The sequence below is a fragment of the Streptomyces sp. NWU339 genome (assembly GCF_003143855.1).
Classification (GTDB): Bacteria; Actinomycetota; Actinomycetes; order Streptomycetales; family Streptomycetaceae; genus Streptomyces.
In genome coordinates, this window is record NZ_QFRK01000003.1 from 1 (window position 1) to 21,790 (window position 21,790).

The window sequence follows — 21,790 nt, forward strand, 5'->3', positions numbered from 1 at the left end:
CTTTGCAGAAGATTCTGGCCGTTGAGGGCCTGGATGCGGCACTGGCCTGCGCGGTCGCCACGCTGGGTGAGCACGGCGCGAAAGCGGCCTACGCGGCGCTCAACCGCCGGGTTCCCGGGTTCGGGCCGTCCTTCTTCACCAAGTTCCTGTACTTCGCAGGCAAGACGGTGCCACCTGCGAGCGGCCCCGAGCCGCTCATTCTTGACCGCTTCCTGGCCCGGCGTCTGCGGTCCTTGGCCGCTGTGGCTGGCCGGGAGACGGGTCACGACCCCGACGGATCGGTCGCTGCCTGGGTATGGAGGGACCGGGACTGGTCGCCCCACCGCTACGAGGTCTACCTCTCCTTCCTGCACTCAGCCGCCGCGCAGGTGGCGGCAACGGACGGCTGGCCGTCCAACGCCTCGTGCGACCTGCTCGAGTGCGCGCTGTTCCATGCCGCGTGAGAGTGAGCCGGCTGCCGCAGCACTCACGTGCTCAAGTGGCAGGCCGTTTCCCTGACATGGAGCAGAGCATCGGCCGGGCCCTGGATGAAGGGACCACGCCACGAGATGGGCTCGGTGCCTGCAGGAGCGTTGAGGCCGTCAGCGGGTCTGCCTGGCCTCGTCCGCTGTGGTCCCCGGCCCCGGCGGGCCGACGAGCGCGGCGGTCGCGGCAGCGAGTCGGTCGGCGAGGCTGAAGTTGCCCAGTGCGATGGCGAGCAGGGCCCGGTCGAAGAGCGCGGCGACCAGGCGTGCGTGGTCGTCGGGGAGCTGGCCCGGTTCGTCGGTGACCGCCAGGTCCTCGGGCACGATGGAGAGCAGGAGGGTTGGATCGGCGCTCGGCAGCGAGCCGGAGAACGGGACGGCGCCCGGTGACGAGCGGGACGACGTGACGAGGCGGCTCGGCGACGAGCCCGAGGAGGGGACGCGATGACGGCACCCGACGCACTCGGTACGGCCGATGCCGAGCAGGTCAACGCCGGGCGTTGTCACGTTGTTGGGTGTGCGGGTGTCTGGCGGTGTGTCGAGATGTGGTGGGGCCGGGTGCCGGCCCTGGGCTCAGGCCGCGGCAGGCCGGCCGGTGACGCCGGTGATCTGCTCCCAGATGGTGAAGCGGACGGTCATTTCGGCGCGGTGTTGGGTGCCGGTCATCAGGTGGCGGCGGGGCCGGAAGTGGGGTGAGATGCCGCTGAACGCGGCCAGGAACCGCTGCGCGGCGCCCACACTGCGGAAGCCTTTCATCGCCCGTTCGCGTTGCCGCGTGGGCTGATGACTGTTCTCGGCCCGGTTGTTCAGGCCCTTATGGGAACGGTGCTCGACGGAGGGCATGACCTCGCGACGGGCCGCGCCGTAGGAGCGGAGCTTGTCCGTGACGATCACCCGCGGCACCCCGCCCGTCTTCGTCAGCAGCGTGCGGAAGAAGCGCCTGGCCGCAGCCTTGTCCCGCCGATTCTGGACCAGGATGTCCAGGACACCTCCGTGCTGGTCGACAGCCCGCCACAGGTATTTCTGCTCACCGTTGATCTTGATGAAGACCTCGTCCAGATGCCACTTGTCGCCGGGCCGGGGCTGCCGGCGGCGCAGTCCGTTGGCGTACTGCTGACCGAACTTCAGGCACCAGCGGCGGATCGTCTCGTACGAGACGATCACGCCGCGCTCCAGCATCAGCTCCTCGACCTCACGGAAACTGAGCGGGAACCGGAAGTAGAGCCACACGCAGTGCGAGATCACCTCGACCGGATACCGGTGCCCCTTGTACGACGGCGACATGCCCTCCACGGACGACCCCCTCCACCGTAATCAGCCCGAGGATCCTCCCATCCTGTCAGCTAACGTGACAGCGCCCTTCCGGCCCCGCCGCCACCTGATGACCGCATCCGGCTACCGCACCGAGATGCAGCACCGCTTCACCATCTGGAACCAGATCACCGGCGCGTCCACCGTGGTCTGAACACAGCATCGCCACCGGCCCCACCACACCCTGACGCCCCTTCAGCCAACCAGTCACGGACAACTTGACAACGCCGACCTCCGAGAGGCCGATACCTGTTATGGCCACGCTCCGTTCACCGTTCACGGTCCTGGCCCTCCTCCACGATCTCGAACACCGGCAGCCAGGCACTTCCCCGAGGTTGGAACCGGGTCACCGTGGCAAGGCCGGTCGGGTCCTCCCTGTGGGCGGCGCCCGTGAGCCCTCCGAAGACGAACAGTCCCGGTTGCTCCACGAGCTCCACGAACCCGGCCCGGAAGGGGACCGGCTGCTCCGGGTACCAGGCCTGCTCGTTGAGAGTCCACGACGCCACCCGGCCGTCACCGCTGACGGCTGGCGTGGCCAGCGAAGAGGCCGACCGGCAGCTCCGGCAGACGGGGCTGGGCGGGTGCTGCCAGCGGCTGCACGCGGCGCAGTGCTGGATGCGCAGCTCGCCGACCGCACCCCCCGTCCAGTACGGCTCGGTGTCCGGGGTGAGACCCGGCACCCGCCGTCCGTGATTCCAGTTCGCGCTCGTCACGCCTGCCTCCGGAACGGCGTCATCGCGCCGGCAGCGGAGTACCGGCTCTTGAGCTTGTACTTCTCGATCTTGTGGCTCGCGTTGCGGGGCAAGGTCTCCACCGGGACGTAGAATTCGGGATGCATGTACCGCGGCAGAACGCTCTCGCACTGCTTCTGCAGGGTGGTCATGGCCTCCGGCGACGCATCCGAGAGTTCGAGGAACAAGGCGACCTCGTCCTCTTCGAGCTCGGAGGGAACTGCCACCGCGGCGACGTCACGCACGCCGTCGAGCTTGGACACCGCTCGTTCGAGCTCGAAGGCCGAGATGTTCTCCCCGCGCCTGCGGATGACGTCCTTGAGCCGGTCCTCGAACCACATGTAGCCGTCGGCGTCGATGCGGCACAGGTCGCCGGTGTGGAACCAGCCGTTGCGTCGACTCGCGAGCGTTTGTTCAGGCATCCCGTAGTAGCCGGTCGACTCGTTCCACGGGACCGAGGTCCGGATCACCAGCTCTCCGCTTGTCCCGCAAGCGACGTCGAGGTCGTTCGCATCGACGATCCGGGCCTCCATGCCGGGTCGCGGCCGGCCGGCGGAACCGAGCTTCGACGGTGGATCCGCCAGTGTGTAGGCGTGGCTGGGACCGTAGTCGGTGAGGCTGTAGCCAGAAGTGAAGCGCAGGCCAAACCGCTCTTCGAAATCCGTCGCGTATGAGGGAATGGGTACGGTCATCACCATCCGCAGGTCATTGTTGGCGTCGTCCGACTGCGGGGGCTGCTTCCACAGAATCGCGGCCATCGACCCGAGCAGGTTGGTCGCGGTGATCCCGTTCGACCGCATGTCGCCCCAGAACTTGGAAGCCGAGAACCGTCTCCGGAGAAACACCTGCGAATTGGCGCCGATGGCGCAGTGCAGCGCGCCCTGGAACGCGTTGACGTGGAAGAGCGGCAGGCAGACGTACACGCGATCCTCGGAGCCGTACCCGAACGACGCGGCATGACTGAAGCCCCAGAGCATCGCCCGAGCGTGGGTCATCATCACGCCCTTCGACGGGCCGGTCGTGCCGGATGTGTAGTTCACGTACCCCAGCGCCGTCGGGTCCGTCCTCGGCGGCTCGAAGGCTCCCACGGCCCGGCCCGCCGCGCAGATGTCCTCGTGGGTCACGCCGCCTTCGTCGGGGCCGCTCCACGGACCCGCCAGCCCGATCGCCGCGACGTCCGAGCCGCGCGCCACGAGACCCGCGTGCTCATCGGAGGCGTCGTGCAGGAGGAAGCGGGAGTCCGAGTTGGTGAGGTAGTACCTGAGCAGGTCGTTCTTCGCCTGGACGTTGAGTGGGACGGCGACCGCGCCGAGTCGGCTCAGGGCGATGTAGATGAGGATGTGCGCCACGCCGTTGGGCAGCTGCACGGCCACGTGCGTGTCGCGCCTCACCCCCATCTCGGCGAGCCAGCGGGAGTAGAGATCCGCCTCGTGAACCAGGCGGTCATAGGTGTACTCGGCAGTGGTGTCGAGGTCGGTCAGGAAAACCCGCTCGGGGTACGCACGGGCGCGAGCGGAAAGGGCTTCGAACAGGGTGAGCTGATCGAACTCGAACCCCATCCGAAGGAGGTCGAAGTCGGTGCCGGCGTGCTTGGTCATGATGCGACCTTCTGAAGGGCTGCGGTTCGGAGGCTGTCCCGCACGGAGCCGGTGTCGGGCTCCCCGACTCCGGAGGCGGCCAGCAGGTCGGACAGCTCGATGAACACGCGCTGGAGGTCCGAGTGCGGCGTCGCGTGTGATGCGTCCGTCGGGGCGCCCTGGGAGTACACGATGCGGTCGGGGCGACCGAAGACGACGTCGCCGCTGCACGCCAGGCCAAGCCGGTCTCTGACCGCGTCCTCATCGGCCCATAGAACCTGCGTGGCGGCACGGCCCCAGGACTCGGCGCATGCAGGCGGAGTCTTTCGCGCCTCTTCATCTCGAAGCAGAATTGCCACCGACCCGTCCGGCTCACCAATGCCCTCGACGCGCTCCAGACTGAAGTGACCGCCCTGCAGCAACGTGGTGAGGTGTCGCTCGTCTCCCGTCCGGGTGGTCACCCTCAACTCACGAAGGGGTTCTCCCACGACACCTGCGGCAGTCGAGCCGATCGGGAACCGCGACACCTGCGCCGCCGCATGACCATCTATCAGTTCCCGCAGACCTGGCGCCTCGGGAAGGAGAGACATCACCTCGCGGCGGAGTGTCTTCGACGACTCGTCGGCACTCGTCATGAAAAGCGAGACCGGGGTGAGCGCCTCGAGCGTCCGGGTCACGACATGGGTACGTTCGTCGGAGTAGTCGTCGAGGTGGTGATGACCCCCGGCCAGCGCCAGCGGGATTCGCCACGCGAGGGAGTTGACGTCCCCGAAGCCCATGTTCAGTCCGCGGCCACCGAAAATCGGCGACTGGTGGGCCGCGTCGCCCACGAAGAGCACCTTCCCCACGTGGTATCGGGAGAGGGTGCGGCCGAGGGCCCGATAGGACGTCACCCAGACAAGTTCCGGCTCTGCGTTGATGCCGATCATGGCCAGATGCTGTCGAACCCGCGCTTGTGCGGCCTCGGCGGTCGTGGCCTCTTCGGCGGTCTGTCCGTCGGGCAGTTGGTAATCCAAGCGCCACACGTTGAACGGCTGCGAGTGCAGGATGGCGACCGACTCAGGCGCGTAGTCCGGGCCGATGAACAGGCGCCGCCCCGGGGCGAGGTCGTGGTCCATCGTGAAGTCGCAGATCACGAAGCGCGCATCGGCGCTGCGTCGCGGCACCACGTCGTGGTAGTCGAGCGCGAGGGACTTGCGAGTGATGCCACGGGCCCCGTCGGCCGCCACCACGTACCGCGAGCTGATTTCGTAGCGCTCCCCGCCGGCGTCGATCTCGATGACGATGTCGCCGTCATCGCCGTCGCCGTTGTCGGTGATGCCTACGACCGCGTGGCCCCAGCGCACGGCACCAGGCGCGGCCTCGCCAAGCTTCTCGACGAGCAGATACTCGAGCCAGCATTGCTGCAGCAGAGCCAGCTCAGGCCAGCGCTCGTGCGGGTCGGTCGCGTACTCCGTCCGCCAGAGCTCCTGACTTCCATGGAACACAAGGCTGCGTTCGCGCGGCTGTGCCAGACGCATGAAGTCGTCGCTGACACCGATGTCCGCGAGGAACGCCAGGCTCTCTCGATTCAGCGTGAGTGCCCGGCTGCCGTCGGACACCTGCCTACGCGCTTCGAGCACCACAGCGTCGATGCCCCTGCGCTGCAGCGCGATTGCGGTGGCGAGGCCAACAGGACCCCCACCCACGATCACCACATCGTGCACCCGCCCCTCGGCGGGCCTGGGGACGGGCGACAGGTCGAACTCCTGCCATTCGAAGTACATGCGCTGCGTTTCCTCTCGCTGATTCGCACCGCTCCCGTGCGTCGGCGGGCACAGGACAGGCCATGCGCGGCCGTACAGGGGGATGACCGCTCTCACCTTCAGGGTGAGGCGTGGCTCACACGAAGTCGTGCGAGTCTGAATCAGATCCGGAAGCCGTGTCAAGAGATGCGGACCGTTCTTCAGACACCACAAACGGCGCTCTTAGCCCCAGGACGCCAGCACTTGTGCGCCCAGCGCGCGACAGGGACCGCGGGCCCCGGCTACGCCGACCATCCCCCGGAATGTACTTCGAACATGAATCATTTACAGGTGTTGTCCTGATCGCAGGTAGCTGCCGATGGGCGCCCTCGACCCGCTACGACAGGGACGCTAGGGTGACGTCGTGCCGCTCAACTCAAGGGCGTCGTCGCCCGACGACGGGATCGTTGACTACTGGGGCCTGATCGAGAAGGCGCAGGCCTCCATTCCGACCGCGATCAGCGAGGTCGACATGGAAGCCAGCCACCTCGTCATGTCACTGAACCGTGCGACACGCACTCTCATCTACGACCTCGAGTTCCAGACTTTGAGGCCACTTGGCCAGTCCGACTCAAGTTTTCGGCTGCTCTTCACTCTCTGGGTTGCCGGCCCGCTGAGTCCGCACAGAGTGGCCGCCCTCGCCTCGATGGCGCGTCCCACCGTGACCAGCCTCGTGGCGACCCTTCGCAGGGACGGACTGGTCGACAGACAGGTGGACCCTGCAGACGGCCGCGGAGCGATGCTCAGCCTCACCCCCGCCGGGACTCAGGTCATCACCGAGGCATTTGAAGCGCACAACCGCCGCGAGCGAGACTGGGCCTCCTTGCTGACACCGATCGAGCGGAAGCTCTTTATTATGCTCATGGACAAGTTGATGAGCGGACGCACAAGCATCAATGCCGTCGATCGACGATGAGGACAATTGGGAGTCGGCGCTAGCCTCCCCGTTTCGCTTCGGGTAGCTGAGCTGCGTTGATGGCGGTGGACCGGTGGTGTGGGTTGCTGGTTGCCGGGTGGGCATGGCTGGGACCCGACGCTCGGGCCGGGTGCTCCAGGGTTCCTCGGATCGTGGGCGGGCAGGGACCGTGCAGCGGGTCAGGTGGCCGGTCGCGGCAGTGCTGTGAGGCGGGTGAACGCGTTGATGAGTTCGTGCCGCCAGGGCCAGGTCGCGGCGATCCGCAGACGGAGGCGGCGGCCGCCGCGAGTGATGCGGGCGGCGGCGTGCAGCAGCCGGTAGCGGAGCTTCTTCGGCTCGGCGGTGGCCAACTCACCGTCCAGCAGCAGGTCCTGGGTCCAGGCGAGCAGGTCGGCGGCGGTCAGCATCGGCATCTCGGTCTTCGAGTACACCGGCCTCGACGAACTCGGCATCACGGTTGTCCGTGCTGCGACGGACCTGGGCGAACTGCTCGGCTGAAAGGCCCCTGCCGTCCGACGATGGCGGTGGGCGTCTCCCTTCGATGTCTCCGACATCGAGGCAGTGGGCGCCCGGGTCGTCGCAGCAGCGGCGCGTCTGGCGTCCGCCCCCCCATGAGCGTCGGTGCGGACGGCGCTCACTGAAGACTGCGGCGCCGGGCCGGAGCACCGCGTTCACGTCGTCGCGGAAGCGGGGTTTTAGGCGCGGCTAAGCCGCGCGAGCCGCGCGGCCGCCTCACGCACCAGCTCACCGAGACGATCGATGTCGACTTGCTCCATGGCGACCATGCCGACGGACGCACCGAGCAGATGCGGTACCTCGAAGCCCGCAGCCACCCCGATGGCCCCGTGCTGGAGCTCCCCGGCAGTGACGCTGTACCCGGCGTCCCGGGCCCGGTTCACGGCTTCGGAGTCATCCGGCGTCGCCGGCTGAAGCGCCAGGATGGCGATGCCGTTGGCTCCCCTGGCCAGTGAGTGGCTGACGCCGATGCGATAGCCGACCTGGAGGATTGTCTGCCGGGTGGGCTCCGCGGACAGCACGGGAACACATTCGTCGCCCCCCTGCGCCACGGAAAGGAACGCGGCCACCCCGGCGGCGTCGGCGAGTTCCTGCAGAACCGGTCCGGCCGCGCGGATCAACTGGGGTTGGAAACGGCTCGCGAAGACGACCGCGCCGGCCCCGAGCCTGATCTTCTTTCCCACGCCCCGAGTCACCAGCGCATGCTGCTCAAGCGTCTCGACGATGCGGTACGCGGTCGCCCGGTCGATGCCGAGCTGCGTGGCGATCTCGGCGACCGTGAGTCCCTCCGGGTCGAGGGAAATCAGGCTCAGGGTACGGAGTCCACGGTCCAGACTCTGCAAGATGGTCACGCGGGCTTCCTCCTGTGTTCGCTGCGGGGTCGTACTGCACCGCGGCTCCGGGCGCGGAGTACGGGCACTCGAAGATTAATCACCTCCGCTGTCCGGCCTGCCGGACGCCCCTGGAGTTCCCCCGGTGCCACAGGCCGCGTGGACACCGGCCCCCGTCTCGGCCGACCAGCGGCACAGCAGCCCTTGACCGGCGTCCTGGACTCGAACTATGTTGCACGCATGTCGCGCACACCGCACATAAATGTGCGCTAGGCGCACATCCGTAGGCGGAGTGGTGGCGGTACCTCCAAGACGAAGTCGCCGGGCACGCCGTACCAGGCCGCAGAGTCTGCGTGCACCGCCCGGCGCAGCCCGCAGCCCTTCCCTGCTTCGACGCCTGCCCCGGCACCGCCGACGGCCGCCCCTCCCAGGCGTCCAGCGACAGGGACGAACTGCCGACAGGAGATGGACAGGCATGCCGTACTACCGCATGGCGGGGAGCGTCCCCCCCAAGCGCCACACTCAGCACCGCGCCCCCGACGGGTCGCTCTACTTCGAGGAGCTGATGGGAGAGGAGGGCTTCTCCTCCGACTCCTCGCTGCTCTACCACACGTACATCCCGTCGGCGATCACCGGTTCCGACGTCTGGGAGCTGCCGGACACCCGCACGGTGCCCAACCACCCGATGACGCCGCGCCATCTGAAGCTGCACGAGCTGTTCAAGGAAGACGCCTGGCAGGACACCGATGTGGTCACCGGCCGCCGCCTGGTCCTCGGCAACGGCGACGTCCGGATCTCCTACGTCGTCGCCGGCAAGCCCTCGCCGCTGTACCGCAACGGTGTCGGCGACGAGTGCGTGTACGTGGAGTCCGGCTCCGCCCGCGTCGAGACCGTCTTCGGCGTACTCACCGCCCGTACCGGCGACTACGTGGTCATCCCACGCGCCACCACCCACCGATGGATCCCCCAGGGCGACGAGCCGCTGCGCGCCTACTGCATCGAGGCCAACAGCCACATCGCCCCGCCCAAGCGCTACCTCTCCCGCTACGGCCAGCTCCTCGAGCACGCCCCGTACTGCGAGCGCGACCTGCATGGCCCCACCGAGCTGCTCCAGGAGCAGGGCACGGATGTCGAGGTGCTGGTCAAGCACCGCGGGGCGGGCGGCGAGATCGTCGGCACCCGCTTCCTGCAGGCGAACCACCCGTTCGACGTGATCGGCTGGGACGGCTGCCTGTACCCGTACACCTTCAACATCGAGGACTTCGAGCCGATCACCGGCCGGATCCACCAGCCGCCGCCGGTCCACCAGGTCTTCGAGGGCGAGGGTTTCGTCATCTGCAACTTCGTCTCCCGCAAGGTGGACTACCACCCGCTGGCCATCCCGGTGCCGTACTACCATTCCAACGTCGATTCCGACGAGGTCATGTTCTATTGCGGCGGCGACTACGAGGCCCGCAAGGGCTCCGGCATCGGCCAGGGCTCCCTCTCGCTGCACCCCGGCGGCCACGCCCACGGACCGCAGCCCGGCGCCTACGAGCGGTCCATCGGCGCGGAGTTCTTCGACGAACTCGCCGTCATGGTCGACACGTTCCGCCCGCTGGAACTCGGCGAGGGCGGCCAGTCCTGCGACGACGGCACCTACGCCTGGAGCTGGGCGGGAGGCCGCCGCGCATGACCGCCCCCCGCGAACTGCTGGCCGGGCTCGTCGACGACGCGGGCCTGTTCCCGCCGACCGCGCTGCCCATGGACCAAGCGGTGGAGCGCCACCGTGCGGACGTGGAGGCCGGCGAGGCGATGCACACGCACCGCTTCCTGGTTCCCGCCTCCCGCGTGGACGAACTCAGGGAACTCCTGCGCGACGGCGAGGTGTTCGAGCTCGGCCTGATCGCCGACCGCGGCGGCGAGGGCCTGGCCGCGGTGTGCGCGGATGTCGCCACCGACCCGCGGCTGCGTCTGGCCCTGCTCGAGCTGCCGCTGGCTGCCTTCGGCGACGACGAAGTAATCGCCCTTGAAGCGGCGTTGGCAGAGCTGAAGGACGTGCCGACCGAGGTTCCGCTGTACGCGGAGCCCGTGGTGCAGGCGCGTCCGGAGCCGCTGCTCACCGCGCTCGCCCGACACGCCGGCACCCGCCCGCTCGGCGCCAAGCTCCGCTGCGGCGGGGTGCGCGCCGACCTGTTCCCGAGCTCGGAGCAGGTGGCTGCGTTCGTCACCGCATGCGTCGCCGCGGGCGTGCCGTTCAAGGCGACGGCCGGACTCCACCGGGCGGTTCGCCACACCTCTCCCGAGACCGGCTTCACCCACCACGGCTACCTGAACCTCTTGCTCGCCACGGCCACCGCCGCCAGCGGCGGCCAACTCTCCGTACAGGACGTCCTGGAGACCGAGAAGGCCACCGAACTCGCCCGCCGCGCTCATGCGCTGAGCGGCGAGGAGGCCGCGGCCGCACGCCGCGTCCTGGTCTCCTACGGCTCCTGCTCCACCGCCGCCCCCGTCCGCGAGGCCCGGCTCCTGCTCGACTCCGCTGTGAAGGACCACTGATGACCACCACCTGGGTCCCTGTACCCGATGGCTCCCCGTTCCCGATCCAGAACCTCCCCTACGGTGTCTTCACCCCGAAGGCCGGCGGCGCCGCCCGGGTCGGCGTCGCCATCGGCGAGCAGGTCCTCGACCTCGCGGCCGCCCTCGGCGACGGCGCCTTCGCGCAGGGCTCGCTCAACGCCTTCATGGCGCAAGGTCGCGCCCGCTGGCAGGAGGTGCGCGCCGAGATCTCCCGACTGCTGACCGACGAGGCGCACCGCGCCGCCGTCGAGCCGCACCTGTTCGCCCAAGCGGACGTCGACCTCGGCATGCCCTTCGAGGCCGCCGACTACGTCGACTTCTACGCCTCCGAGCACCACGCCTCCAACATCGGCCGCATGTTCCGGCCGAACAGCGACCCGCTGACCCCGCAGTGGAAGCACCTGCCGATCGGCTACCACGGCCGCGCCGGCACCCTGGTGCCCTCCGGCACTCCGGTGGTCCGCCCCAATGGCCAGCAGCGGCCGTCCGCCGAGGGCGCCCTGCCCGGGTTCGGGCCGTCCGCCCGCCTGGACATCGAGGCCGAGGTCGGCTTCGTCGTCGGCACCCCCTCCCAGCTGGGCCGGCCGGTCTGCGTGGACGACTTCCGCGAGCACGTCTTCGGCGTCACCCTGGTCAACGACTGGTCCGCGCGCGACATCCAGAACTGGGAGTACGTGCCGCTCGGCCCGTTCCTCGGCAAGTCCTTCGCCACCTCCGTCAGCCCCTGGGTCGTCCCCCTCGACGCCCTGGAGGCCGCCCGCGTCGCCCCGCCGGTCCGCGAGCACGAGCTGCGCCCGTATCTGGTGGAGAAGGAGGACTGGGGCCTGGACCTCACCCTCGAGGTCCGCCTCAACGGTCACCTGGTCGCCACGCCGCCGTTCTCCACCATGTACTGGACGCCGGCCCAGATGCTGGCGCACATGACGGTCAACGGCGCCTGTCTGCGCACCGGCGACTTCTACGCCTCCGGCACCGTCTCCGGCCCGGAGGCCGACCAGCGCGGCTCCTTCATGGAGCTGAGCTGGGGCGGCGCCGAGCCGATCGAGCTGCCCGACGGCACGAAGCGCACCTTCCTGGAGGACGGCGACGAGGTCACCATCACCGCCACCGCGCCCGGCGCGGACGGCGTGACGATCGGTTTCGGCGCGGTGTCCGGCCGCATCGTCCCGGCGGTGCAGGCATGAGCATGAACAAGACGGTGGCGTCGGCGGCCGAGGCGGTCGCCGACATACCCGCCGGCTCCAGTCTCGCCGTCGGTGGCTTCGGTGTCTGCGGCGTGCCGCAGGAGCTGATCGACGCGCTGTACGAGCAGGGCGCCGACAACCTGGAGGTGGTCTCCAACAACTGCGGCACCGACGACCATGGCCTCGGCATCCTGCTCCGCGCGGGCCGGATCAGCCGGGTCACCGGGTCGTACGTCGGCGAGAACAAGGAGTTCGCCCGCCAGTACCTGGCCGGCGAGCTGGAGCTGGAACTCGTCCCCCAGGGCACCCTCGCCGAGCGGCTGCGGGCCGGCGGCGCGGGCATCCCCGCCTTCTACACCCCCGCCGGAGTCGGCACCGCCGTCGCCGAGGGCGGTGTGCCCTGGCGGTACGCCGCCGACGGGTCGGTCGCCGTGGAGTCCCCGGCCAAGGAGACCCGCGCGTTCGGCGGCCAGACCTACGTCCTGGAGGAGTCGGTCACCACCGACTACGCCCTGGTCCGCGCCTCGAAGGGCGACCGCCACGGCAACCTGGTCTTCGACAAGACCACCGCCAACTTCAACCCGCTCTGCGCCATGGCCGGCCGGATCACCGTCGCCGAGGTCGAGGAGCTCGTCGAGCCCGGCGAGATCGACCCGGCCCAGGTCCACCTGCCCGGCATCTACGTCCAGCGGGTGGTTGCCGTACGGAACCGGGACACCAAGCCGGTCGAGAAGCGCACCGTGCGCGAGGCGGCGGACAGCATCGAAGGGAGTGCGGCCTGATGGCCTGGACCCGTACCGAGATGGCGGCCCGCGCCGCCCGTGAACTGCCCGACGGCGCCTACGTCAACCTCGGCATCGGCCTGCCCACGCTGATCCCCGACCACCTCCCGGACGGCGTCCATGTCGTCCTGCACTCGGAGAACGGCATCCTCGGCACCGGCCCGTACCCGACGCCGGACGCCGTCGACCCGGACCTGATCAACGCCGGCAAGGAGACCGTCACCGTCCTCCCGGGCGCCTCGTACTTCGACTCGGCGCTCAGCTTCGGCATGATCCGCGGCCGTCACCTGGACGTCGCCGTCCTCGGGGGCATGCAGGTCTCCGCCCGCGGCGACCTGGCCAACTGGGCCGTACCCGGAAAGATGATCAAGGGCATGGGAGGTGCCATGGACCTGGTCCACGGCGCCCGCCGGGTGATCGTCCTCATGGAGCACACGGCCAAGGACGGCGGCGCCAAGCTGCTTGAGTCCTGCACCCTGCCGCTCACCGGCCGGGCCTGCGTGGACCGTGTGATCACCGATCTGGGTGTCCTCGACGTCACCGAGGAGGGCTTCCGTCTCGTGGAGCTCGCCCCTGGTGTCACCGAGGAGGAACTCCGCGACCGTACGGCAGCCCCGGTCCTGGCACCTGTCGCCGTCTGACGCCCCGCGCGCGGGCCGCCCCGCCGCGACACAGCGGCCGGGGCGGCCCGCCGGTGCTCCCTGCCACACCCCCGACCACCCCTACGACCTGCGGTTACAGTGAGGCGATGACCACGACCGAGCGGGCCCCGCCTTCTCCCTGCGCCGACTGCACATGTTCGTCGCCGTGGCGGAGACCGGAGCCATCAGCCGGGCGGCCGAGCGCCTCATGGTCTCCGAGTCGGCAGTCTCGCTCGCCCTGGGTGAGCTGGAACGGCCCCTGCGGACCCTGCGGGTGCCGAAATCCCCATCCATAGCCGTTGAACTGCGTGTTCTCGTGAGTGGTCAACGTTCGCCGGATGGGCGTGTCAGACATCCCATGACGTTGGGTGTCAAGCTGTGGCGAGGTTCGCGTGGTGGGCCCATGCTGTGGCCTCGCTGTAGAGGGTGCGGCTCTTGAGGCATCCGTGGAGGATGCCGACGAGTCGGTTGCCCAGCTGCCGCAGGGCAGGGTTGTAGTCCAAGTCGCGGGCGCGCTGCTTGTCGTAGTAGCGGCGGGCCCCGGGCGAGTTCTGCAGCGCGCAGAACGCCTGTCGTTGGAGAGCGTCGGCAAGCCGGTTGTTGCGGACGAAGCGGGCCTGGACGCTGTGGCTCTTGCCGGAGGCCCGGGTGATCGGGCTGGTGCCGGCGTAGTTCTTGCGGGCCTTCGCGGACGCGTAGCGGGTGGGGTCGTCTCCGAACTCGGCCAGCACCCGGGCGCCGGTGATCTCGCCGATGCCGGGCATCGACAGGTAGATCTCAGCGTCCGGGTGCGCCAGAAAATGTGCCTTCACCTGCCCTTCCAAAGCATCTATCTGCTCGTTCAGGGCGATCAGCAACCGGGCGTGGGCGGTCACGGCGGCCGCGTAGGCGTCGGCGGCCGTGGCCGTGACGTCCAGCTGCGGCTCGCGCAGGGTGGCCTGGATGGCGGCGGCCCGCTGGTCCCGGTGGCGGCGCCGGTGCCGGGCGAGGACAGCGGTGATCTGTTGCTTCGTCAGCTTCGCCGCCTGTCCCGGCGTGGGTGCCTTGAGCAGCAGTTCCAGGGCGTCCGTGCTGGTCAGCTCCAGTCCCGCGTAGGCGGTGAGCGCGCCGGGGAAGTACTCGCGCAGTGTGCTGCGCAGCCGCTGGAAGGTGCGGGTGCGCTCCCAGATCAGGGTCTGGTGGGCGCGGGCGACGACCTTGACGGCCTGGGCCTGCTCGCTGTCCCCGGCGATCGGCCGCAGCTGGGCGCGGTCGATGCGGACCATGTCGGCCAGCGCGTGCGCGTCGCCCTTGTCGCTCTTCGCGCCGGAGGTGCCGTATCGCTCCTTGAACCGGGCCGCCTGCCGGGGGTTGACGGCGTAGACCTGGTAGCCGGCCGCGAGCAGGGCCTGGACCCACGGGCCGCGGTCGGTCTCGATCCCGACCACCATCTGTCCCGGCTCCAGATCCTCGCCGCCGTGCCGGGCGATCAAGGCGTGCAGCTTCGCGACGCCTTCGACACCCTCCGGTAGCCGGGCGGTCCCAAGTCTGCGGCCCGAGTCGTCCTGGATCTCGACATCGTGATGGTCTTCGGCCCAGTCGTCGCCGACGAACAGCACCAGCTTCTCCAACCTCTCGACGTACACCGTGCGCGTGGCCCGCGGAAGACACAGCTCGCGCCCTAATGGATCCAGTGCTCACGCCTGTCCCGCTCGGCGGGCACGCCATCCCATCAGCAGTCCGGCCTCCCGGCCGACCAGCAGGGGCACGGTCTGACACCAGAACTCACAGGTTCCGGGCTTGATAGTGCTCACCTGCCGGCGGCCACCCATCGAGTCTCACTCACGACCCGATAAGCCCCATTAGGTTGCTGGATCGTGCTGCTGCGACTGTCCTACCTCGCCGTGTCGAGTGTGTTCGCCTTCATGCGGCTGCTTCCGATGAGCGATGTTGACAAGGACATCGAGATATTGACGCTGCGCCACCAGTTGGCTGCGATGTGCCGGGTTGGTGTCAGTGGGTTGGTGTCAGTGACGGCATGTCAGGCCGGGGCGTTTCCGCTGGTCGGGTGCTGAGGATGGGCGGGGTCACTGCAGTGGGGCGGTGCATGCGAGGGGCACGGCTGTCATGCGGCGGTACACCCCGCCCCGTGCCTCTGTCTCGGGAACGGCACTTCTGATCCTTCGGCGGCTTCACGGCCGCACCGTGATGGGTGTTGGCTTCCGCGGCTGAAGGGTTTTTCGGTGGGCGAGCCGGGCGCGTGGGGTGAGGTCACGGCAGGGCTGAGGGTGTCCCGGCCGGTGCTGGTGGCGCGGCTGCTGGAGCTCGATGCTGCCGGGGCGTTGACCACGGCGCATGTGCGTGCGGGTGCCCAGGTCGGTGGGGTGACTGCGCGGACGGTGTGGCGGTGGCTGGAGGCGGCGCGGACCGAGGGCCGTGTGGAGCGCAGGCGCCGGGCCCGGCTGGAGTTGTCCGACCAGGCGTGGGAGGTGCTGGCGCAGGCGGGCGGGAACGTGGCGGTGCTGCACCGGCAGCTGAGGGAGGCCGGGGGTGAGGTGCCTTCGCTGGCGTCGTTGTACCGGGTGGTCCGCCGGGATTTGGACGTCGGCAGGGTCTTGCCGGACCGCGCGGTGGTGCGGCGGGAGCGGGAAGAGCAGCAGACGAGACAGGCGCCGGCTGACCTCGCTCTGGCCGGGCCGCGTGAGGGCGGCGCGGCGAAGACGTCTGCGCGCCGGCCGCCGCATCCTGCGCCGGCGGCGGTCGTGGGCGCGTCGGCGGGGGAGAGCGGCGCGCTGGAAGGTGTGGCGTTGCCGGCGGGCGCGCAGTTGGTGCGGACGTCGTCGGTGCAGGCGGTGACCGAGGCGGTCGGGCAGGCGATGGCGGTTCAGGGCGCGGTGTGTGCGGCGACCCGGGCCGGGGCAAGACCGTCGCCGTGCGGATGGCGCTCCACGAAGTGCCTCCGGGCTGGAAGGTGACGTGGGTGCCGGTGCCGGTGCGCCCGTCGGTGGCCGGCATGCGGCGGGCGGTGTTCGACGCTCTGGCGCTGCCGGGCCGCTTCCCGCACACATCTGCGCTGGCCGACGCCGCGGTCGCGGGGGCTCTGGGCGAGGCGCGGGTGCTGGTCGTCGATGAGGCTCAGCGCCTGCCTGTGCCGTGCCTGGAGTATCTGCAGAGCCTGTGGGACCACCCTGGCACGCGGATCACGCTGGTGCTGTGCGGGGCGGGCAGCGAGCGGTCGCTGGCCCGGCTGCCGCAGCTGGCATCGCGCATCGGCGCGTGGCAGGAGGTTCCACGCCTGGCCGGAGTGGAAGCAGCGGACGTGATGACCGGCTTCCATCCGCTGTGGCGTACCGTCCCGGCCTCGGATCTGACGTGGACCGACCAGTCGTGCGCGCACGGCACGTTCCGCGCGTGGGCCGCTTTGACTGCGCACCTGCAGAACGCTCTGCTCACCACCGCTGACGCGGCCGTTGACCGGGCTTTGCTGGGGCGGCTGTTTAAGCGGGTCGCGCCGCCACTGTGAACGGAGCGCTCCTGCACGGGACGGGATGGCGATCGCACGTTCCCGGCACCTGGCAATAGACGACGTACCACCCGCGTGAGGGGAGCTGGCATGGAGGACGGTGACGCGGTCCGCGCAGGCGGCGGACTGCCTGCGGCGTCGAGGACGGCCTTGCGCGGTCCGGCCGTGCGGCGGCTGCTTGCACTGCGGGCAGGGAAGAAGCTGACAGCGGGCCATGTGCGGGTGGCTGCGGACGCGCTGGGGGTGTCGGAGCGCACGGTGTGGCGCTGGCTGGCCGCTGCTCAGAGCGATGAGACCGCGGCCGCCTACCCTGGCGCACGGTCCCGGGCCGATGCGAGGTTCACGATCACGCCCGAAGTCCGTGGACTGTTGGCACTGTGGAAGGGGAACGTTCGGGCGGTTCACCGCGAACTGGTCCTGCGTGCCGCTCGGCAGTCCCCGCCTGCGGACGCACCGTCGCTGACGACGCTGCACCGGGCGATCCAGCGGGATCTGACGCCGGGGGAGCTGGCCGGGCTTCTTGCGGGTGGGGAGCGGGCGGCGCGCAAGCACGATGTGTTCCTGGCCAGGCCGCGGGGCTGGCGCAACCAGGTGTGGGAGACCGATCACGTCCAGGCGCCGGTGCTGGTCGATGTCGACGGCACCGCGCGCAGACCGTGGATCACGTGGTTCACCGACTGCGCGACGAACGCGATCACCGGGGTGGCCGTCACGCCGGGGGATCCGTCGCGGGAGTCGGTGCTCGCGGCGCTGCGCTCCGCGGTCCTGCGCGAGGACCCTTACGGACCGTTCGGCGGCCTGCCGGAGAAGGTACGGGTGGACCGAGGCGAGGACTTCCTGTCCAGGACGGTGACCGCTGCGTTCGATCTCCTGGACGTGACGGTGGAGGACCTGCCCGCCTACACCCCTCATCTCAAGGGCACGGTGGAGGGGCTGAACCGGGCGGTGGAGGGCATGTTCCTGGCCGCGCTGCCCGGCTATGCCCGCCGGCCGCGCCCCGGCAGACGCTCCTCTCGTCCGAGGGACGAGGTGCTGCTCGGCTTCGAGGACTTCACCGCCCGGCTGCTGGCCTGGACGCTGTGGTGGAACACCGAGCACCGCCCCACGCCCTTGCGGGGCAGGACTCCGCTTGAGGTGTGGCAGGACGATCCCACCCCGCTGCGGGAGGTGCCGGCTACGGATCTGTGGACGTTCACCCTGGAGGACGCCGACACCCGCACGCTGACCACCCGCGGCATCCGCTCAGTCGAGCAGTTCGCCCAGGGCCGTCGCAGCACGGACAACCGTGGTGCCGAGTTCGTCGAGGTCGGTGTACTCGAAGACCGAGATGCCGATGCTGACCGCCGCCGTCCCGCCGCGCGGTGGGACGGCGGCGGAGATGCCGGTCACGGCGGGGATAACCTCGCCCGTGGTGACGGCGTACCCCTTGGCGCGGGCCTCGGTGACCTCGGAACGTTCCCCCTCACGGTACGGGCCGTGGGCCAGCAGAGCGATGCCGCCGGAGCCCCGTTCGATGGAGTGGGTCTGACCGGGCCGGAAAGACACGTGGACGAGGGCGCCGCGCGGTTCCACCACCATGAGCGCCCGCATCCGGGTGGCGCCCTCCCGGACCAGCAGGTGCGCGGTGGCCCGAGTGGTCTCGGCCAGCTCGTCCAGGATCGGGCGGGCCAGTGCGCGCAGATCCTGCTGGACGGGTTCGGCCAGGGAGACCAGGCCGGTGCCGAGGACAATCCGGCGCTGGTGGTCGCGGCGGCACAACTGGTGCGCCTCCAGGGTCCGCACCAGACGGTGCGCAACCGTGCGGTGCACTCCGACGGCGTCCGCCAGTTCGCTGACGGTCAGGCCCTGCGGATGCTCCGAGAGAACTCTGAGGACCAGTAGTCCGTGATGAAGCGTCTTGGACATACCTGCGTCGAGTTCGGGGGCCGACCAGGTCGGTGATGGTGAGATCACGAATTCATCCCTTGACGGGTTTCAGCCACGCTGCCTATGCTCCCATTAATCGCACAGGGAGTGCGATTATCGCACATAACTTGATGTGCGGCAAGCTCCCCCTCCAGCCGCTCGGACAGCCGCCGGAGCAGGACCTGAGCCGAAGGGACGCCCGCATGAACCCCAGCGCGCCCGCGCTTGCCGCCAGTGCCCGGCTGGCCGAAATACACCAGCTATACCACCTCCAGAGCCACCTCATCGACGGTGGCCGCGCCGCGGAATGGGCCGCGACCTTCACCGCGGACGGCAGCTTCACCTCCCCCACCTATCCGGCACCGGTGACCGGCACCGCTGCCCTGACCAAGTTCGCGGAGCAGTTCGCCGCCGGCTGCGCCGCCGAGGACGTAGTACGCCGGCACGTGGTCAGCAATGTGGCCGTGACCGGCGACGACGGGGCCGGAACACTGCGGGTGGAGGCATACCTGCAGATCGTCGCGACACCCAGGGGCGGGACACCGCACACCGAGCGGTTCACCACCCTCACCGACCGGGTCGTCCACGACGGCGACGGCTGGCGCGTCGCCGCCCGTGTCGTACGCCGCGACGACACTCCCGCCGACGCCCGAGGCTGACGCCGGGGCCGTGCTCGCACGCACGACGGCGCTTGCACGAGGCACTTCGACGACGACACCTTCCGCCCGTTAGGGCCGGCGGTCGGTCGATCGATCGACGACCAGCGGTACGCCTGGGCCCGGGCGGATCTCCCGGCGTGAGGGAATCCGGTACTCGCCCCGACGGACACCGCCTGGGACAGGTGACCGCTACCACACTTTCACCAGTCGCCCATGACATTCACTGTTCGAACTTCCGCGCTTCCTAAGGACCGATTCATGGCAGACCTGGCAGCCGACCCAACGCCGACGAACCAACCGGTGAAGGCGTCACCCACGGCCGGCGCGAACCCCACGTCCACACTGAAGGTCATCCGAGCGGCGATCCTCGGGACCGTTGTCGAATACTACGACTTCGGCATCTACGGCTACATGGCCACCCTGCTCGCAACGCACTTCTTCGTCGAGAGCAACCCGAACACGGCACTGCTCTCGACCTTCGCCGCCTTCGCGGTGGCCTTCTTCCTCCGGGCGCCCGGAGGCATCCTCTTCGGTCACATGGGCGACAAGTACGGCCGCAAGAAGGCGCTCACCTGGACCATCCTCCTGATGGCCATCGCCACCACCGGGATCGGACTGATCCCCTCGTACGCCACGCTCGGCCTCTGGGCGACATGCCTCCTGGTGTTGTGCCGCTGCCTCCAGGGCTTCGCGGCCGGCGGCGAACTCAGCGGCGCGAACGCGTTCGTGTCCGAACACGCCCCGGCACATCGACGGGCGTTCCACACCTCGTTCGTCAACACCGGTACTTACCTCGGCTCGCTGGTCGCCTCGCTGGTCGCGCTGGTGCTGACCTCCAGCGTCAGCGAGGACACCCTGCACGACTGGGCCTGGCGCATACCTTTCCTCCTCAGCTTGCCGATCGGCGTGATCGGCCTCTACATCCGCAGCCAGCTGCCGGAGACCGAGCAGTTCGAGGCCGTCCAGGAGAGCGAGACGGTCGAGGTGGCGAAGTACCCCATCGCCGACGTATTCGCGCACGCGTGGCGCCAGATCGTGCTGATCATCTTCCTCGGGGCGCTGATCGTCGGTGGCTATTACATAGCCGGCGTGTACGCCGCCAGCTACCTGCAGACCGAAGGCGGCCGCTCGGCCGACTTCGCGTTCACGTCGACGTGCATCGCCATGGTCGCCGCGGTGATCAGCCTCCCCATCGCCGGATACGCGGGCGACCGCATCGGCCGCCGGCCCGTGTTCTTCCTGGGCAGCGGCATCACGGCGGTCATCGCGCTCCCGGCGTTCATGCTGATGCGCGACGGCGGCCCGGTGGCCGCGGTCCTCGCCCAGTGCTCGCTGACCTTCTTCATCGGGCTGGTCAACGGTGTCTCGTTCGCGACGTACGCCGAAATCTTCCGGGCGCGCTACCGCTACAGCGGCATCGCGATGAGCAACAACGTCACCAACATGGCGCTCGGAGGCACGGCACCCTTCATCGCCACGCTGCTGATCAACACCACCGACAACAACCTCGCGCCGGCGGGCTACCTCATCGTGACCGCGCTCATGACCTTCGGCGCCACCTTCTTCCTCAAGGAGACCCGCGGGACGGAGCTGCAGCTGTGAGCCGCACACCGACCGGCCGACGCCGGTTCGAAGGCTGTTCGGTCGTGGTCACCGGCGCCGCCGGCGGCCTGGGCCGAGCCGACTGCCTGGCCCTCGCCTCCGAGGGGGCCCACGTCTGGGCCGCCGACATCGACATGACCGCTGCCGAGGCACTTATCCCCGAACTCGCAGCGGCCGGCGGGTCAGGGCAGTCCGTCCACCTCGACGTCGCCGACGCCGACTCGTGGGGTGCACTGGCGGGCGAGGTGGAGGCCGCCGGGCCGCTCCACGGCCTGGTCAACAATGCCGGCGTCAGCCTGCGCGCCGGCATCGCCGACACCACCGTCGAGCAATGGCAACGCATCATGGACATCAACCTGTCCAGCGTCTTCTACGGCCTCAAGATGCTCACCCCCGCACTCACGCGGGGTGCGCGAGACGGCGGCGCCGCGGTCGTGAACGTCTCCTCCATCGCCGGCATGGTCGGCTACTTCTCCGCCACATACGGCACCAGCAAGTGGGGCGTACGCGGGCTGTCCAAAGTCGGCGCGCTCGAACTCGCCGCGCTCGGCATCCGCGTCAACTCGCTGCATCCGGGCCTCACCGCCACACCACTGCTCCACCAGGCCCCCGACACCTCCTTCGTCGACGAGAGCGTGCGGTCGGTACCGGCGGGCAGGCTCGCGACTCCACAGGAGATCGCGCGCGTGGTCGCGTTTCTGCTGTCCGACGACGCCACGTACATCACCGGCGAAGAAGTCGTCGTCGACGGCGGGCTGACGTCCGGCGGGCTCTACCACCGCATCCTCGCGGGACTGGAGGAAAAGCCGTAAACCCACTCATCGAGA

Annotated in this window: 22 protein-coding genes and 2 pseudogenes; 15 read left to right on the plus strand and 9 right to left on the minus strand. The window is 69.4% G+C overall.

The window, feature by feature from the left end:
• Positions 1-443: hypothetical protein (locus DIZ27_RS45565; RefSeq protein WP_219933587.1), on the plus strand; the 443-nt coding region annotated here is incomplete at its 5' end.
• 138 nt (positions 444-581) lie between these two features.
• On the opposite strand, the gene DIZ27_RS45065 is transcribed toward DIZ27_RS45565, so the two are convergent.
• The 5 genes from DIZ27_RS45065 to DIZ27_RS04810 all read right to left on the minus strand — a co-directional run bounded on the left by DIZ27_RS45065 (position 582) and on the right by DIZ27_RS04810 (position 5,849).
• Complete coding sequence (locus DIZ27_RS45065; RefSeq protein WP_146228905.1) at positions 582-971, minus strand: hypothetical protein; 390 nt, start codon at positions 969-971, stop codon at positions 582-584.
• 66 nt (positions 972-1,037) lie between these two features.
• On the minus strand, positions 1,038-1,748 hold the full coding sequence (locus tag DIZ27_RS04795; RefSeq protein ID WP_181383406.1) for an IS6 family transposase: 711 nt from the start codon (positions 1,746-1,748) through the stop codon (positions 1,038-1,040).
• A gap of 296 nt (positions 1,749-2,044) precedes the next feature.
• Complete coding sequence (locus DIZ27_RS04800; protein WP_181383390.1) at positions 2,045-2,488, minus strand: Zn-ribbon domain-containing OB-fold protein; 444 nt, start codon at positions 2,486-2,488, stop codon at positions 2,045-2,047.
• Positions 2,485-4,104, minus strand: coding sequence for an AMP-binding protein (locus tag DIZ27_RS04805; protein ID WP_109377035.1), 1,620 nt, complete (start codon positions 4,102-4,104; stop codon positions 2,485-2,487). The genes DIZ27_RS04800 and DIZ27_RS04805 overlap by 4 nt, the downstream gene beginning before the upstream one ends.
• Positions 4,101-5,849 carry an FAD-dependent oxidoreductase gene (locus DIZ27_RS04810; RefSeq protein ID WP_109377036.1) on the minus strand — a complete coding sequence of 583 codons (1,749 nt, stop codon included), beginning with the start codon at positions 5,847-5,849 and terminating at the stop codon, positions 4,101-4,103. Before DIZ27_RS04810 ends, DIZ27_RS04805 begins: the two co-directional genes overlap by 4 nt.
• 382 nt (positions 5,850-6,231) lie before the next feature.
• Between DIZ27_RS04810 and DIZ27_RS04815 the strand changes: the two genes are divergently transcribed.
• Entirely contained in the window at positions 6,232-6,783 is a 552-nt protein-coding gene (locus tag DIZ27_RS04815; RefSeq protein WP_109377037.1) for a MarR family winged helix-turn-helix transcriptional regulator, read from the plus strand.
• Positions 6,784-6,962: 179 nt separating this feature from the next.
• On the opposite strand, the pseudogene DIZ27_RS04820 reads toward DIZ27_RS04815, so the two are convergent.
• Together DIZ27_RS04820 and DIZ27_RS04825 are read right to left on the minus strand one after the other, a co-directional pair.
• A pseudogene (locus DIZ27_RS04820) lies at positions 6,963-7,181 on the minus strand (transposase); the annotation flags it as partial.
• A gap of 297 nt (positions 7,182-7,478) precedes the next feature.
• Positions 7,479-8,150 (minus strand): IclR family transcriptional regulator, encoded by a 672-nt coding sequence (locus DIZ27_RS04825; protein ID WP_109377038.1) that lies wholly within the window; start codon positions 8,148-8,150, stop codon positions 7,479-7,481.
• A gap of 454 nt (positions 8,151-8,604) precedes the next feature.
• Between DIZ27_RS04825 and DIZ27_RS04830 the strand changes: the two genes are divergently transcribed.
• From DIZ27_RS04830 to DIZ27_RS04855, 6 genes are all read left to right on the plus strand, one after another.
• Positions 8,605-9,804, plus strand: a complete 1,200-nt coding sequence (locus DIZ27_RS04830) for a homogentisate 1,2-dioxygenase (RefSeq protein ID WP_109377039.1) — start codon at positions 8,605-8,607, stop codon at positions 9,802-9,804.
• A complete protein-coding gene (locus DIZ27_RS04835) occupies positions 9,801-10,667 on the plus strand; it encodes a hypothetical protein (protein ID WP_109377040.1) in 867 nt (288 codons plus the stop codon). The genes DIZ27_RS04830 and DIZ27_RS04835 overlap by 4 nt, the downstream gene beginning before the upstream one ends.
• The gene (fahA, locus tag DIZ27_RS04840; protein ID WP_219933588.1) at positions 10,667-11,872 is read left to right on the plus strand and encodes a fumarylacetoacetase; all 1,206 of its coding nucleotides are present in this window, start codon (positions 10,667-10,669) and stop codon (positions 11,870-11,872) included. The genes DIZ27_RS04835 and fahA overlap by 1 nt, the downstream gene beginning before the upstream one ends.
• 2 nt (positions 11,873-11,874) lie before the next feature.
• Entirely contained in the window at positions 11,875-12,654 is a 780-nt protein-coding gene (locus DIZ27_RS04845) for a CoA transferase subunit A (protein WP_109377041.1), read from the plus strand.
• Positions 12,654-13,295: a CoA transferase subunit B gene (locus tag DIZ27_RS04850; RefSeq protein WP_109377042.1), complete on the plus strand. Its 642-nt coding sequence runs from the start codon at positions 12,654-12,656 to the stop codon at positions 13,293-13,295. Before DIZ27_RS04845 ends, DIZ27_RS04850 begins: the two co-directional genes overlap by 1 nt.
• A 148-nt stretch (positions 13,296-13,443) precedes the next feature.
• Positions 13,444-13,734 carry a LysR family transcriptional regulator gene (locus DIZ27_RS04855; protein ID WP_258308265.1) on the plus strand — a complete coding sequence of 97 codons (291 nt, stop codon included), beginning with the start codon at positions 13,444-13,446 and terminating at the stop codon, positions 13,732-13,734.
• Here the strand turns inward: DIZ27_RS04855 and DIZ27_RS04860 are convergent.
• Entirely contained in the window at positions 13,667-14,893 is a 1,227-nt protein-coding gene (locus tag DIZ27_RS04860) for an IS110 family transposase (protein ID WP_109377319.1), read from the minus strand. The two genes, DIZ27_RS04855 and DIZ27_RS04860, sit on opposite strands and share 68 nt — an antisense overlap.
• 258 nt (positions 14,894-15,151) lie before the next feature.
• Here DIZ27_RS04860 and DIZ27_RS04865 point away from each other — a divergent pair, with 258 nt between their 5' ends.
• From DIZ27_RS04865 to DIZ27_RS46815, 4 genes and pseudogenes are all read left to right on the plus strand, one after another.
• On the plus strand, positions 15,152-15,349 hold the full coding sequence (locus DIZ27_RS04865) for a hypothetical protein (protein ID WP_109377044.1): 198 nt from the start codon (positions 15,152-15,154) through the stop codon (positions 15,347-15,349).
• Positions 15,350-15,517: 168 nt separating this feature from the next.
• Entirely contained in the window at positions 15,518-16,249 is a 732-nt protein-coding gene (locus DIZ27_RS46805; RefSeq protein ID WP_258308236.1) for a hypothetical protein, read from the plus strand.
• Positions 16,213-16,797, plus strand: coding sequence for an AAA family ATPase (locus DIZ27_RS46810; protein WP_258308237.1), 585 nt, complete (start codon positions 16,213-16,215; stop codon positions 16,795-16,797). Before DIZ27_RS46805 ends, DIZ27_RS46810 begins: the two co-directional genes overlap by 37 nt.
• 90 nt (positions 16,798-16,887) lie before the next feature.
• A pseudogene (locus DIZ27_RS46815) lies at positions 16,888-17,067 on the plus strand (helix-turn-helix domain-containing protein); the annotation flags it as partial.
• 972 nt (positions 17,068-18,039) lie between these two features.
• Here DIZ27_RS46815 and DIZ27_RS04880 read toward each other — a convergent pair.
• Positions 18,040-18,702, minus strand: a complete 663-nt coding sequence (locus DIZ27_RS04880; protein ID WP_109377320.1) for an IclR family transcriptional regulator — start codon at positions 18,700-18,702, stop codon at positions 18,040-18,042.
• Between the two features lie 203 nt (positions 18,703-18,905).
• On the opposite strand from DIZ27_RS04880, the gene DIZ27_RS04885 reads away from it, so the two are divergent.
• The 3 genes from DIZ27_RS04885 (at position 18,906) to DIZ27_RS04895 (ending at position 21,775) form a co-directional block, all read left to right on the plus strand.
• A complete protein-coding gene (locus tag DIZ27_RS04885; protein ID WP_109377321.1) occupies positions 18,906-19,361 on the plus strand; it encodes a nuclear transport factor 2 family protein in 456 nt (151 codons plus the stop codon).
• Between the two features lie 258 nt (positions 19,362-19,619).
• Positions 19,620-20,963 carry an MFS transporter gene (locus DIZ27_RS04890; protein WP_109377045.1) on the plus strand — a complete coding sequence of 448 codons (1,344 nt, stop codon included), beginning with the start codon at positions 19,620-19,622 and terminating at the stop codon, positions 20,961-20,963.
• Positions 20,960-21,775 carry an SDR family NAD(P)-dependent oxidoreductase gene (locus tag DIZ27_RS04895; protein WP_109377046.1) on the plus strand — a complete coding sequence of 272 codons (816 nt, stop codon included), beginning with the start codon at positions 20,960-20,962 and terminating at the stop codon, positions 21,773-21,775. The genes DIZ27_RS04890 and DIZ27_RS04895 overlap by 4 nt, the downstream gene beginning before the upstream one ends.
• Positions 21,776-21,790 lie beyond the last annotated feature (15 nt).

What these genes read in the sequence shown, in the direction of transcription:
- DIZ27_RS04890 (WP_109377045.1), top strand. Translation starts at nt 19,620, where the DNA reads ATGGCAGACCTGGCAGCCGACCCAACGCCGACGAACCAACCGGTGAAG.
- DIZ27_RS04795 (WP_181383406.1), bottom strand. Translation starts at nt 1,748, where the DNA reads ATGTCGCCGTCGTACAAGGGGCACCGGTATCCGGTCGAGGTGATCTCG.
- fahA (WP_219933588.1), top strand. Translation starts at nt 10,667, where the DNA reads ATGACCACCACCTGGGTCCCTGTACCCGATGGCTCCCCGTTCCCGATC.
- DIZ27_RS46810 (WP_258308237.1), top strand. Translation starts at nt 16,213, where the DNA reads ATGGCGCTCCACGAAGTGCCTCCGGGCTGGAAGGTGACGTGGGTGCCG.
- DIZ27_RS04835 (WP_109377040.1), top strand. Translation starts at nt 9,801, where the DNA reads ATGACCGCCCCCCGCGAACTGCTGGCCGGGCTCGTCGACGACGCGGGC.
- DIZ27_RS04845 (WP_109377041.1), top strand. Translation starts at nt 11,875, where the DNA reads ATGAACAAGACGGTGGCGTCGGCGGCCGAGGCGGTCGCCGACATACCC.
- DIZ27_RS04880 (WP_109377320.1), bottom strand. Translation starts at nt 18,702, where the DNA reads ATGTCCAAGACGCTTCATCACGGACTACTGGTCCTCAGAGTTCTCTCG.
- DIZ27_RS04805 (WP_109377035.1), bottom strand. Translation starts at nt 4,104, where the DNA reads ATGACCAAGCACGCCGGCACCGACTTCGACCTCCTTCGGATGGGGTTC.
- DIZ27_RS04885 (WP_109377321.1), top strand. Translation starts at nt 18,906, where the DNA reads ATGAACCCCAGCGCGCCCGCGCTTGCCGCCAGTGCCCGGCTGGCCGAA.
- DIZ27_RS04810 (WP_109377036.1), bottom strand. Translation starts at nt 5,849, where the DNA reads ATGTACTTCGAATGGCAGGAGTTCGACCTGTCGCCCGTCCCCAGGCCC.
- DIZ27_RS04830 (WP_109377039.1), top strand. Translation starts at nt 8,605, where the DNA reads ATGCCGTACTACCGCATGGCGGGGAGCGTCCCCCCCAAGCGCCACACT.
- DIZ27_RS04850 (WP_109377042.1), top strand. Translation starts at nt 12,654, where the DNA reads ATGGCCTGGACCCGTACCGAGATGGCGGCCCGCGCCGCCCGTGAACTG.